Consider the following 12,758-nt stretch of genomic DNA (forward strand, 5'->3'; position numbering starts at 1 on the left):
GTGGGTTATTGCCCTCAGATCTTCGGACGTAAGTGTCTTTCACTTGCGCTTGGTGATTTGGATCTTCATCGAGGTGCCGGTCTTCGAGAGGACCTTGATGTTGATGCCGTTGTTCGGGACCTTGACGCTGCTCGTCGGCTGGTCGGCGGACCAGTACGAGTTGCTGTCGTTGAAGGTCGGTACGGCGTTCTGGCCGCGGATGTAGCTCGCCTGCCCGTTCGCGTGCAGCGTGAACGAGTCCGCTTTCTCGAGGCCGAACGGTGCGTCGTACGCCGCGACCCGTGGGCGCCAGAGCTGGCCGTCGAGCCGGTTGATCGGCGTCGGGTGCGCGTCGATCGGCAGGATCAGGCCGGCGCCCGGGTGGGTGTTGGTGTTGTTGTCGGACTGCGAGGTGTCCCAGTACCAGATCAGCAGACCGTCCTGGTACGGGAAGTGCTCGACCTTGTCCGGCAGCGTGCTCGCCCAGCCGAAGTTGTACGGGCCGGTCTGCAGGTACTTGTCGTGGTCGACGTAGTTGATGTTCGACGCCAGGTAGTAGTTGTCGTGCTGGCTCGTGTACGACGACCCGACCGCGCTGAACTCGTTCAGCGTCCAGCCGTCCGGCGAGGTCTCGGCGCCGGAGTCGAGCACCGTGGTGGAACCTGACGTCACCTTGATGTCGTCGGCGAAGAACCCGATCCCGCCGGCCGCCGGGTCGGTGACGTAGCGGAACTGCAGCGTGACCGTCTTCCCGGCGTACGCCGACAGGTCGAACGTGGCCGGCACCCAGCCGTTGCTGTTCCCGTCGATACCGTTGCCCTCGGCATCCTTCGTGATAGTGCCCTTGATCGGCTTCGCGCCGGTGCCGTCGTTCACGTCGACGTACGCGTAGTCGCAGGCCGTCGTACCGCAGTCCTCGATGTCCCAGTTCGCCTGGAACGTGAGGCTCGCGGGCTGACCGGCCGGGAGCGTGACCTGGCGGCTCATCGTGTGCGTGAAGTTGTTGCCCTGGCCGCTCCACCAGTCCTTCGTCCCGGACGGCGGCTGGACCAGCTGGTGCTGCACCTGTTTCTTCGGCAGCGTGACCACCAGGCCCTGGGCCTTCTTCGAGTTGTACTCGTGCGGGCCGAGGTCGACGGTCCGGTTCTGGCCGGCGTTCACGATCTCGTAGTCCAGCCAGCCGAGCTGCAGCTTGTCCCAGGCGTTGAAGTCGGCTGCCTGCTCGCCGATTCCACCGTCGCTGGGCTTGCTGACCCGGCTCTGGGACATGATCGTCCACCAGTTCACGCCGTTCTCGACGGCCGCGCCGGAGGTGTCGTACTCGTCCGGCAGACCGAGGTCGTGGCCGTACTCGTGCGCGAACACGCTGATCCCGCCGTTCTCCGGCTGGATCGTGTAGTCACCGACGTACAGGCCGGTGTCGCCGATCTGCGCGCCGCCGTTCGGGTTCGTCGCCGGGCCGCCCGGGAAACCGGCGTACCAGCGGTGCGACCAGATCGCGTCCTCGCCCTGCCACGGGTCGCCGTCGGCCTGGTCGCCGCCGGCGTGCACGATCTGGAAGTGGTCGATGTAGCCGTCCGGCTCGTTGAAGTTGCCGTCACCGTCGTAGTCGTAGCGGTCCCACTGGTCGAACGACTTCAGGTCCGCGGTGATCTCGGCCTTGGTCCGGCCCTTGGTCTCCTGGTCGGCGACCCACTGGTTCACGGCGTCCTGGATCAGGTTCCAGGTGTTGTTGCAGACGTTGCCGCTGCACGGGTAGCCGTTCGACCGGCCGTAGCGGGCCTCGTTGTACTTGACCTTGACCCAGTCGGTGACCTGACCGTCGACGCTGTAGCGGCCGGACGACTGCTTCTCGTAGTAGTTCTTCACCGAGTTGCCGGCGCCGAAGTACAGGTCCTGGAAGTGCTGCCGGCTGTAGTCGGCCTGCCAGACGGTCGAGTTGTCGACCGAGCGGTTCGGCGCCGGGATCTCGTTGTGCAGCGGGCCGTCGAAGCGCGCCGGGCCCGGGATGGTTGGGTTCTGGTCCTTGTCCGGATAGTTCGGGTGCCGCTCGTTGCCGAACTCGGCGAGGATCACGAAGATCCGGTCGGTCTTCTCCCGGGACAGCTCGACGTACTGGTCGACCTTGCCCTTGGCGTTCTTGGTGCCCTTCGCACCAGCCGCCTTGGCGCCGAGGTTGACGACCGTACTGCCGTTGCGCTGCTCCGGCGTGGCCTGCCCGTTGATGACCTTGGTCAGGGCCTCCTGCCGCAGCTCGCGCCGCTTGTCCTCGAGCGGGCTGGACAGCTCGTCCGGCGCCGGCGCTGCCTCGCTGGCGATCGGCGCCGATCCTGACTTGGGCGGTGTGGCGGCGTTGGCCGAGGCGGCGGCGATGCCGAGCCCGGTCGTGGCCGCCAAAGCCAGGCTGAACAGCCCGGCGGGTAGCTTGCGCACGATTCCCCTCCGTGTCTGATGACGCTGTGTGATCGAAGCTCCCCCGAGCGTGAATTCCAGCGAGAGTACGGGGAAAATCCGGTCAGCTGAAGTGGAACTGAGGAAAACCTGTGAAGCTTTCGGGGAAACCTGCGTTCTGAGTAGAAGGGCTCACGCATGCCCGGCCTCGGGGTTGGCAGACTGTCCCGCGTGGAGCGCCCGGCCGTCGACCTGCTGCAGCCGTTGTGGCGTGCGCTGGTCGTGTTCCGGGTGCTCACCTGGGTGTTCGCGTGCCTCGGCGTGTGGGCCCGGTGGGACGGCATCGTCCGGCCGTACGGCGCGGTGCTGCAGCTCGCCGTGATGGGTGTCTGGACGCTGATCTCGTCGTACGGCTACAGCATCCGCTGGGGGCGCCGGAACACCCGGCTCGCGTTCGCGGACCTGATTGTCACGGTCGCCTGCATGTACGCGACCCTGTGGGCGCAGCCGCTGCCCGACATCCGCGCCGGCGCGTCCGTGCTGACGTCGGTGTGGGCGGCCGGGCCGGTGCTCGCGCTCGCGATCTCCCGCGGGCGCGACGGGGGCCTGCTCGGCGCGGCGACGATCAGTCTCGCGTTGCTGTCGCTGCGCGGGGTGGATCACGTGTCGAAGATCCTCGGCAACGTGCAACTGCTGCTGGTGACCGGCCTGGTCGTCGGGTACGCCGCCACGACGATGCGCCAGGCGGGGGAGCGGCTGCGTGCGGCGATCGCCACGGAGGGCGCGACCGCGGAACGGCTGCGGCTCAGTCGGTCGATCCACGACGGCGTACTGCAGGTGCTGGCGCAGGTCCAGCGGCGCGGTACGGCGATCGGCGGCGAGGCGCTCGAACTGGCCGAGCTGGCCGCGGAACAGGAGGTTGCCCTGCGCACCTTGATGTCGACGCGACCGGCCGTCGCTCCCGGGGACCGCGTCGATCTGTGCGGGTTGTTGTTGCCGTTGGCCACAACGCGGGTCGATGTCGTCGTACCTGCCGGGCAGGTGCTGCTGCCTTCGTCGACGGCCGCTGAACTGGTTGCCGCGGTCAAGGAAGCGCTGAGCAACGTGAGCAAACACGCCGGCCCGGACGCCCGGTCGTGGGTCGTCGTGGAGGAACTGGGGGAGGAGGTCGCGGTGTCGATCCGCGACGACGGAATCGGTACGACGCCCGCCCGGCTCGAACAGGCCCGCGTCGACGGCCACCTCGGCGTCAGCCAGTCCATCCGCGGCCGCATCACCGACCTCGGCGGCACCGTCACCGTCCGCACCGCCCCCGGCGAAGGAACCGAATGGGAGTTGAAAGTATGACCGGACTGCGTTTTGGCGGGTCGTTTGTGGGGCAGGCGTGACGCGCGTGATGATCGTCGACGACCACCCGATGTGGCGCGAAGGCGTCGCCCGAGACCTCGGCAGCCGCGGGTACGACGTGTGCGCGACCGCCTCGGACGTGGCGAGCGCGGTGAAGATCGCGCTGGCGACCCGGCCGGATGTGGTGGTGATGGATCTGCAGCTGGGCACCGGCTCCGGCGTCGACGCGACCCGGTCGATCACCACCGCGCTGCCGGACACCCGCGTGCTGGTGCTGTCGGCCAGCGCCGAACAGGACGACGTACTCGCCGCGGTGAAGAACGGCGCGTCCGGCTACCTGGTGAAGTCCGCGTCCCTGGACGAGTTCGACGACGCCGTACGCCGTACCGCCGAAGGCGACGCCGTCTTCAGCGCCGGCCTCGCCGGACTGCTCCTCGGCGAATACCGCCGCCTGGGCGCCACCGGCCCCGAGGTCCCCCAACTGACCGACCGCGAAACCGAAGTCCTCCGCCTGGTCGCCCGCGGCCTCACCGCCAAACAGATCGCCACCCGCCTCGTCCTCTCCCACCGCACCGTCGAGAACCACGTCCAAAACACCCTCCGCAAACTCCAACTCCACAACCGAGCCGAACTCGTCCGCTACGCCATCGAAAACGGCCTGGACGACTAAAAGCCCCGCGATGCGTCCGGCTGAACCGACTGCGTGAGGCCGCGGAGCACGTGGGGTTTGGGTGAGGTTACGGTTGCGACACGGTCGCTTGTGTGATTGTGGGGCGTTCGTACACTGGGCGTTCCACGGCTGCGTGGATGCTCTGTGTCAAGACACCTGTGCGTTGGGTGCCCACCTCCGGAGGCTTCGGTGAACCGGTCGTCCCTTGTCCGTGCTCTGCTCGCGTTTCTGGTGCTGGCGGGGGCGACGTACGTCACGCTGACGGCGAAACCACAACTCGGTCTCGACCTGCGCGGCGGGACGCAGATCGTGCTGCAGGCCAAGGACTCGCCGACGGTGAAGGTGACCAAGGAGACCACCGACAAGGCGACGCAGGTGCTGCACCGGCGGATCGACGCGCTCGGGGTCAGTGAGCCGAACGTCACCCGGCAGGGCGAGAACCGGATCATCGTCGAGCTGCCCGGCGTCCAGGATCCGCGCGAGGCCGCGAAGGTGATCGGCAAGACCGCACAGCTCACCTTCCACGAGGTTCTGGACCAGGTCGCGGCCAAACCGGCCAAGCCCGCGGCGGGCGAGACGTACCTGCCGAGTGACCAAGGGCAGGGTTTCCTGCGGCTCGCCAAGCCTGCGATGACCGGTGAGCTGGTCAGCGGCGCGGACGGCATGCTCGACCCGCAGCAGGTCGCGCAGGGCTGGTTCGTGCAGATGAAGTTCAAGGGCGACGGCGGCAAGATCTGGGCGAACATCACCGGCAAGGCCGCCTGCCAGCCGGTCGGTACGCCGCAGCGGCTGATCGCCATCGTGCTCGACAACGAGGTGATCAGCGCCCCGCAGGTCGACCCGAACGGCGGCAACCAGCTCTGCAACCTGGGCATCTCCGGCGGTACGACGACGATCTCCGGCGCCTTCACCGAGGCGGACGCGAAGGACCTGGCCGCACTGATCTCCGGCGGCGCGCTGCCGGTACCGGTCGAGGTCATCGACCAGCGTACGGTCGGCCCGTCCCTCGGCCAGGACGCGATCCAGGCCAGCGCCCTCGCCGCGATCCTGGGTCTCGCCCTGACGGCCCTGTTCATCATCGTGGTCTACCGTCTGGTCGGCCTGATGGCGGTCCTCGGCCTGATCGGGTATTCCGCGATCTCGTACGCCGCCCTGACCGCGCTCGGCGCCACCCTCACCCTGCCCGGTCTGGCCGGTTTCGTACTGGCGATCGGTATGGCGGTCGACGCGAACGTCCTGGTCTTCGAACGTGCCCGCGAGGACTACGTCGCCGGCCGTACCGACGGGCTCCGCCGTTCGCTGCGCAGCGGTTTCCAGAACGCGCTGTCCGCGATCGCCGACTCCAACATCACCACGCTGCTCGCCGCCGGGCTGCTGTTCTTCCTGGCCGCCGGCCCGGTCCGCGGCTTCGGCGTCACGCTGTCGATCGGTGTCATCGCGTCCATGCTGTCCGCGCTGGTGGTGACCCGCGTGTTCGCCGAGTTCGTGGTGTCCCGCGGGTTCGTACTGCGGCGTCCGGGACTCAGCGGGATCGCCGGGCACGGCCGCGTCCGCACCTGGCTGGAGGCTCGGCAGCCCGCACTGATGAAGCACAGCAAGCGCTGGCTGGTGATCAGCGCCGTCGCGATCGTGGTCAGCGTCGCGGGGGTCGCCGTCCGCGGCCTGAACCTCGGCATCGAGTTCACCGGCGGCCGGCTGCTCGAGGTGAGTACGGCGCAGCGGATCACGCCGGACCAGGCGCGCGCCGCGGTGGCCGAGGCCGGCTATCCGACCGCGGTCGTGCAGGCGTCCGGTACCGACAACTTCACGATCCGGACCGGGACGATCAGCGACGACGAGGCGGAGAAGGTCCGCGAGTCGATCTCCCGGACCGCCGGCGACACCGAGGTGATCCGGAACGAGAGCATCGGCCCGTCGCTCGGCAAGGAGCTGCGCAACAAGGGCCTGATCGCGCTCGGCATCGCGCTGTTCGCGCAGCTGGCGTACCTCGCCGCACGGTTCCGCTGGACGTTCGGCGCCGGCGCGGTCCTCGCGCTGCTGCAGAACGTCGCCGTCGTGGTCGGGATCTTCGCCTGGACCGGGAAGCCCGTCGACGGCATCTTCCTGGCCGCGATCCTGACCGTGATCGGGTACACCGTGAACGACTCGGTCGTGGTCTTCGACCGGATCCGCGAGACCCGCAGCGCCCGCGCCACCGGCAACCTCGGCAAGACCATCGACACCGCGATCGTGAACGTGCTGCCGCGGACCATCAACACCGGCATCTCGACGCTGTTCATCCTCGCCGCGTTGCTGTTCCTGGGTGGCGACTCGCTGGCGGACTTCGCGCTCGCGCTGCTGCTCGGCATCCTCGTCGGTACGTACTCCTCGAATCTGACCGCCGCACCGCTGCTGCTCGAGCTGGAGCGCCGCTACCCGGCGCCGCCGCCGCGCCCGAAGCGCACGCAGGTCGACCGCGACGCACAGCCGGACCGCGGGGCGGTCGTCTAGGTTTATCCACACCCCAGCCCGCCGGACGGAAATCTGTCGGCTCGCCGGGCTAGGGTATGGCGGTGGGTGTCGATGTGCGGGAACTGCTGGAAGCTGCCGTGTCCGGGATCGCCGGACAGACCCGGCCCGGGCAGGTGGAGATGGCGCAGGCCGTCGACACCGCGATGCACGAGGGGTCGCACCTGCTCGTCCAGGCAGGCACCGGCACCGGCAAGTCCCTCGGGTACCTCGTGCCCGCGCTGGTGCACGCAATCGAGGACCGCCGGGTGGTCGTCTCGACCGCGACCCTCGCGCTGCAGTCCCAGCTCGTCGACCGCGACGTACCGGCGCTGCTCGACGCGACCGAGAAGCTCCTGCCGCGACGGCCGAAGTACGCGATCCAGAAGGGGCGGAACAACTACGCCTGCCTGCACCGGATCCGCGAGGGCGCGCCGGACGACGACGGCATGCTCGTCGAGGTGCCGCCTGCCGGAGAGGTCGGCCGCCAGGTGGTCGAGCTGCGCGAATGGGCCGAGCAGCAGCTCGCGGACGGCGAGGCCGGCGACCGGGACCACGCGCCCTCCCACCAGTACCAGGCCTGGCAGCAGGTCGCGATCGCCGCGCGCGAATGCCTCGGCGCCCAGAAATGCCCGTACGGCGAGGAGTGCTTCGCCGAGAAGGCCAAAGAGCTCGCCCGCAAGGCCGACATCGTGATCACCAACCACGCGCTGCTCTCGATCGACGCCTTCGAGAACCGGACGGTCCTGCCCGAGCACGACGTGGTGATCGTCGACGAGGCTCACGAGCTGCCCGCCCGGGTCACCGGCGCGGCCGGCGACGAGCTCTCGCCGCAGCTGGTGGAGCGCGCCGCCAAGCGGGCCCGCCGGTTCGTCGACGACGACAAGGCCGACGACCTGATCGACGCCTCGGACGCGCTCCGGGCCGCCCTCGACGGCACCCGAGAGGGCCGGATCGAGCCGACCAACACGTCCGTCCTGGAGGCCGCCGGTCTGGTCCGCGACGCCGCCCGCGGGCTGTACTCCGACCTGAACAAGAAGTCCGACGACAAGGACGACGACCCGGACGGCGCCAAGCGGCAGTCCAAGGGCACGGTCAAGGAGATCTTCGACGTCGCCGAGCGGGTCGCAGCGCTGAGCGACGCCGACGTGGTCTGGATGATCGACCGGGACCGGTTCGGCCGCGAGCTCCGGATCGCCCCGCTGACCGTCGCCGGCCTGCTCCGCGAGCTGGTCCTCCGGGACCGTACGGCGGTGCTCACGTCCGCGACGCTGACGCTCGGCGGTGACTTCGACGCGATCGCCCGCCAGGTGGGCCTCCGCCCGAACGACAAGCTCGACGGCGACGACGAGATGCCCGAGCTCGACGAGGCCGAGGAGAAGGGCCCGCTGCCGTGGCGCGGCCTCGACGTCGGCTCCCCGTTCGAGTACGAGAAGCAGGCGATCCTGTACGTCGCCAAGCACCTGCCGGCGCCGCACCGCGACGGGCTCGGCAAGAAGCAGTTCGAGGAGATCGTCGACCTGATCACCGCGGCCGGCGGCCGGACGCTCGGGTTGTTCTCCTCCCGCCGCGCCGCCGAGGCGGCCACCGCCGCGGTGCGCGAATCGACGGATCTGAAGGTGCTCTGCCAGGGTGACGCGCAGCTCGGTGAGCTGGCCCGCGAGTTCGTCGAGGACCCGGAGACCTCGCTGTTCGGCACCTTGTCGCTGTGGCAGGGGATCGACGTCCCCGGCTCGACCTGCAACCTGGTGATCATCGACCGGATCCCGTTCCCGCGGCCGGACGAGCCGCTGATGGCGGCCCGGCAGCGCGCCGTCGACGAGGCCGGCGGCAACGGGTTCATGTCGGTCGCCGCGACGCACGCCGGACTGCTGCTCGCGCAGGGCACCGGCCGGCTGATCCGCCGCAGTTCCGACCGCGGCGTGGTCGCGATCCTCGACCCGCGGATCGTCACCCAGCGGTACGGCGGGTTCCTGCGCGCCTCACTGCCGCCGATGTGGCCGACCGCCGACCGGGAGAAGGTGCTCGGCGCGCTGAAACGACTGCAGTCGTCATGAGCCCCGTGACCGGTCCGCCGGTGCTGCCGATGATGGCGACGCTGGGGGAGCTGCCGTCCGGAGCGGGCTGGTCGTACGAGCTGAAGTGGGACGGCATCCGGGTGATCGCCGACGTCGACGACGGGGTCTGCCGGTTGTGGTCGCGGAACAGCCACGACATCTCCGGCGGGTACCCGGAGCTGATCGGCCTGGCGGACGCCCCGGGGCTGCGGCTGCCCGCCGTACTGGACGGGGAGATCGTCACGCTGGACGAGCACGGTGCGCCGTCGTTCGGCCTGCTGCAGCGGCGGATGCACGTCCGCGACCCGCGCCAGCTCCGGCACCTGATCACCGAGGTGCCGGTGTCGGTGCGGCTGTTCGACCTGCTCCGCTTCGACGGCGAATGGTTGCTGGAGGCAACGTACGACGATCGCCGCGGGCTGCTCGATTCGCTGGACATCGGTGACCCGTTCTGGGAGGTGCCGTCGGCGCTGACCGACGGCGCCGAGGCGCTCGAACTCTCTGCCGCACAAGGGCTCGAGGGCGTGGTGGCGAAGCGCCGCAAGTCGCGGTACCTGCCCGGGCGGCGGAGCTCCGACTGGATCAAGATCAAGCCGGTGCAGACCCGCGACGTCATCCTGTGCGGCTGGCACCCGGGGGAGGGCAACCGGGAAGGCAAGATCGGCTCGTTCTACTGCGGCGCGTACGATGGTGACCAACTGGTGCTGATCGGCAAGGTCGGATCCGGGCTGGACCTCGCGACGCTGGACATGCTGAGCGCCGAGCTGGCCGGTCTCGAGGTCGACAAGCCCGCGTTCGACCCGGCGACGATCCCGCTGACCGACCGGCGCCGGGCGCACTGGCTGGACCCGGTCCTGGTCGCCGAGGTGACGTTCTCCGGCTGGGGCGGCGACGGCCGGCTGCGGCACCCGGTGTGGCGCGGCCTGCGGCTGGACATCGACCCGGATTCGGTCCTTCTGGACCGCCCCTGAAATGCATTTCACGACATGCGGCCGGGGGCCGAATTGTTCGGAATGCGGAGAATAGTGCGTGTCGCTGCGACAATTGCTGTTCAACTGTCGCAGGAATTCACCGATTGTCAGTCGTTCGTTTTCGGCGACGGTGCCGGAACGGCCAGCGCGGCCTCGATCTTGTCGGCCAGCTTCTCGGGCGCGTGGGTGGGCGCGTAGCGGGCGATCACGCCACCGTCGCGGCCGACCAGGAACTTGGTGAAGTTCCACTTGACCCGGCCGCCGAGCAGGGCCGCCCTGCTCCCGCTTGAGCCAGTTGTACAACGGGATCGTCTTCGACCCGTTCACGTCGATCTTGGCGAACATCGGGAACGTGACGTGGTAGATCGTCGAGCAGAAGTTGGCGATCTCGGTCTCGTCGCCAGGCTCCTGGTGGCCGAACTGGTCGCAGGGGAAACCGAGCACTGCGAAGCCCTGCCGGCGGTAGGTCCGGTAGAGCTTCTGCAGGCCGGAGTACTGCGGGGTCTGAGCGCACTGTGAAGCGACGTTCACCACCAGCAGCACCTGGTCGCGGAAATCGGCAAGAGACTGTTCATTGCCTTCGATCCGCCGCGCGCTGAAGTCATAGACAGTCGTCATGACTCAATGCTGACACGTCACGCCGGACTTCGCTCGCCGTCCGATATGTCAGACTCGGCGCAGAACTGTTACGACCTTTCCGAGAATGGTCGCGTCCTTGCCGTCGATCGGTTCGAACGCGGGGTTGTGGGGCAGCAGCAGGATCTCGTTCTTGGTCTTCTTGAACGTCTTCACGGTCGCCTCGCCGTCGATCATCGCGGCGACGATGTCGCCGTTCTCCGCGGTCTGCTCCTGCCGGACGACCACCCAGTCGCCGTCACAGATGGCGGCGTCGATCATCGACTCACCCTTGACCTTCAGCATGAACAGCGTGCCCTCGCCGACCATTGCCTTGGGCAACGGAAAGACCTCTTCGATCTCCTGCTCGGCGAGGATCGGGTTACCGGCGGCGATCTGGCCGACCATCGGCACGTACACCGCGTCCGGGTGCGCGTCGCCGGCACCGGTCTCGTCGTACGCCGTCTGCCGCACCGAGCCGAGCGCCGACCGCCGCGCGGCCGCGTCCGCCTCGCCCGGGTAGCGGACCTCGATCGCGCGCGGGCGGTTCGGGTCGCGGCGGAGCAGGCCCTTCTGCTCCAGCACCCGGAGCTGGTGCGACACCGAGGAGGAGCTGGTCAGGCCGACCCGCTCGCCGATCTCCCGCATCGAGGGCGGGTAGCCGCGGCTGTCCACCGAGTCCCGGATCACGTCCAGCACGCGGCGCTGCCGCGGCGTCAGGCCGGTCGCGTCGGCCGGCCCGTCGGGAAGCTCGGCGACGGTCCGGTCGGCGTCCTTGGCCGGCTTGCCCGACGACTTGCCCGCTGCCTTGTCCACGCTGATTGCTCCTCGGATCGGGCCGGCGAACTCGCACCGGCCGAAAGCTTGATCGACTGAGACGACCGTAGACCGAATCTTGAGATTCTTCAAACATCTGTTCGAAGGCGTGTCGGTTCGCAAGTTTGTTCGGGTGTCGGGTTATAGGGCGTACGCGGGCAGCTTCGGCGTCAGGAATTTTCTGGGCGTGTCCTGGTTGGAAGTGGTTGCGCGACGGGCGGCTGTCGGTTAATCATTCGTACAGACGTTCGATCGAACAGGTGTTCGGGTCGGTCGGACGGGCGCCTTCTTCAGAAACTGTCGGAGGCGGCCGATAGACAGGAACCACACACCGCAGAACGTGCACCAACCGAGGTCTGGAGGACTGATGAGCACAGCAGCCGTTGCAGCCGACGCCCTGGCCCCGCGCCGCTCGACGAAGGCCGAGCCGCGCCCAGACCTGAAGCTGGTCACGCCGAAGCGGCGGATCGAGGGCGCGACCACCGACCGGATGCCGGTGCGCGGCTGCTCGGGTGACGCACTGGGCCGCCGTGTCCACGAGCAGCCCGAGTCGGCGACTCTCCGACTCACCCGCCGCGGCCGGATGCTGCTCACCGCGGTGTCGGTGCTGGTCTTCGGTGCCGCGGTGCTGGTCCTCGGCCTACGAATCGCCGGCGTCCTCGAGCCCGGCCCGCACTTCACCCACACCGTCCCGGTGCAGGTGGCCCCCGGTCAGACCCTGTGGTCGATCGCCGAGTCCACGAACCCGGGCCAGGACCCGACGATCGTCGTCGAGAAGATCGCGAAGCTGAACAAGCTCGCCACCCCCGCCGACCTCACCCCTGGTCAGACCCTGCAGATCCCGGTCGCGGGCTGACCGGGCCGGTCCGCCACTCGTCGGCGAGCAACGCGTAGACGTACTCGTTCGCCCACTCGCCCTTGAACTGCAATGCCTGCAGGTGATGCGCCTCGCGCCGCATCCCGAGCCGTTCGAGCAACTGGGCCGACGCGGTGTTCCGGTCGTCGAGAACGGCCACGATCCGGTGCAGCCCGAGCTGCTCGAAGCCGACCCGCAGCATCTCCCGCGCCGCCTCCGCGGCCAGCCCCTTGCCTTGGTAGTCCGCGTTCAGCGCGAACCCGATCTCACCCTGGCGATCCGCCTCGCTGGCCCATTTCAGCAGTACCTCGCCGATCACGGTCCCGGTCTCGCGCAGCTCGATCGCCAGTACCAGCCACTGACCTGCCTCGGTCAGCTCGCCCTGCGGCAGCTTCCGCTCGAGCGCGACCCGGGTCTCCTCACGATCCCGCACCGGCCATGGCGTGTACCGCACCACCTCCGGCCGCGAGTGGAACGCGAACAGATCGTCCAGGTCGTCCATCCTGTGCGGCCGTAGCTCCAGCCGCTCGGTCAGCAGCGGGTACGCGGGCCGGAATCCAGTCACAGTG

9 protein-coding genes and 1 pseudogene are annotated in these 12,758 nt (G+C 68.8%); 6 read left to right on the forward strand and 4 right to left on the reverse strand.

The window, feature by feature from the left end; translation table 11 throughout:
• Nucleotides 1–39: 39 nt before the first annotated feature.
• The gene (locus JOF29_RS11935) at nt 40–2,412 is read right to left on the reverse strand and encodes an immune inhibitor A domain-containing protein (RefSeq protein WP_209694259.1); all 2,373 of its coding nucleotides are present in this window, start codon (nt 2,410–2,412) and stop codon (nt 40–42) included.
• A gap of 189 nt (nt 2,413–2,601) precedes the next feature.
• Between JOF29_RS11935 and macS the strand changes: the two genes are divergently transcribed.
• The 5 genes from macS to ligD all read left to right on the forward strand — a co-directional run bounded on the left by macS (nt 2,602) and on the right by ligD (nt 9,902).
• Nucleotides 2,602–3,717 carry a MacS family sensor histidine kinase gene (gene macS / locus JOF29_RS11940; protein ID WP_307863269.1) on the forward strand — a complete coding sequence of 372 codons (1,116 nt, stop codon included), beginning with the start codon at nt 2,602–2,604 and terminating at the stop codon, nt 3,715–3,717.
• 37 nt (nt 3,718–3,754) lie between these two features.
• Nucleotides 3,755–4,387, forward strand: a complete 633-nt coding sequence (locus JOF29_RS11945) for a response regulator (protein ID WP_307863270.1) — start codon at nt 3,755–3,757, stop codon at nt 4,385–4,387.
• A 189-nt stretch (nt 4,388–4,576) separates the two neighbouring features.
• The gene (gene secD / locus JOF29_RS11950; protein WP_209694261.1) at nt 4,577–6,877 is read left to right on the forward strand and encodes a protein translocase subunit SecD; all 2,301 of its coding nucleotides are present in this window, start codon (nt 4,577–4,579) and stop codon (nt 6,875–6,877) included.
• A 56-nt stretch (nt 6,878–6,933) separates the two neighbouring features.
• The gene (locus JOF29_RS11955) at nt 6,934–8,931 is read left to right on the forward strand and encodes an ATP-dependent DNA helicase (RefSeq protein ID WP_209694262.1); all 1,998 of its coding nucleotides are present in this window, start codon (nt 6,934–6,936) and stop codon (nt 8,929–8,931) included.
• A complete protein-coding gene (ligD, locus tag JOF29_RS11960; RefSeq protein WP_209694263.1) occupies nt 8,928–9,902 on the forward strand; it encodes a non-homologous end-joining DNA ligase in 975 nt (324 codons plus the stop codon). Before JOF29_RS11955 ends, ligD begins: the two co-directional genes overlap by 4 nt.
• Nucleotides 9,903–10,247: 345 nt before the next feature.
• On the opposite strand, the pseudogene JOF29_RS46270 reads toward ligD, so the two are convergent.
• Together JOF29_RS46270 and lexA are read right to left on the reverse strand one after the other, a co-directional pair.
• Nucleotides 10,248–10,520, reverse strand: a pseudogene (locus JOF29_RS46270) (glutathione peroxidase); the annotation flags it as partial.
• Between the two features lie 48 nt (nt 10,521–10,568).
• Nucleotides 10,569–11,333 (reverse strand): transcriptional repressor LexA, encoded by a 765-nt coding sequence (gene lexA / locus JOF29_RS11970; protein WP_307863271.1) that lies wholly within the window; start codon nt 11,331–11,333, stop codon nt 10,569–10,571.
• Nucleotides 11,334–11,700: 367 nt separating this feature from the next.
• On the opposite strand from lexA, the gene JOF29_RS11975 reads away from it, so the two are divergent.
• On the forward strand, nt 11,701–12,189 hold the full coding sequence (locus JOF29_RS11975) for a LysM peptidoglycan-binding domain-containing protein (RefSeq protein WP_209694264.1): 489 nt from the start codon (nt 11,701–11,703) through the stop codon (nt 12,187–12,189).
• Here the strand turns inward: JOF29_RS11975 and JOF29_RS11980 are convergent.
• Nucleotides 12,149–12,754 (reverse strand): GNAT family N-acetyltransferase, encoded by a 606-nt coding sequence (locus JOF29_RS11980; protein ID WP_307863272.1) that lies wholly within the window; start codon nt 12,752–12,754, stop codon nt 12,149–12,151. The genes JOF29_RS11975 and JOF29_RS11980 overlap by 41 nt on opposite strands.
• Between the last annotated feature and the right edge of the window lie 4 nt (nt 12,755–12,758).

Origin of the sequence: Kribbella aluminosa (assembly GCF_017876295.1) — a bacterium.
Lineage (GTDB): Bacteria > Actinomycetota > Actinomycetes > Propionibacteriales > Kribbellaceae > Kribbella > Kribbella aluminosa.

Coding starts and splice junctions, on each gene's coding strand:
- ligD (WP_209694263.1), top strand. CDS start 8,928: ATGAGCCCCGTGACCGGTCCGCCGGTGCTGCCGATGATGGCGACGCTG.
- JOF29_RS11955 (WP_209694262.1), top strand. CDS start 6,934: ATGGCGGTGGGTGTCGATGTGCGGGAACTGCTGGAAGCTGCCGTGTCC.
- JOF29_RS11975 (WP_209694264.1), top strand. CDS start 11,701: ATGAGCACAGCAGCCGTTGCAGCCGACGCCCTGGCCCCGCGCCGCTCG.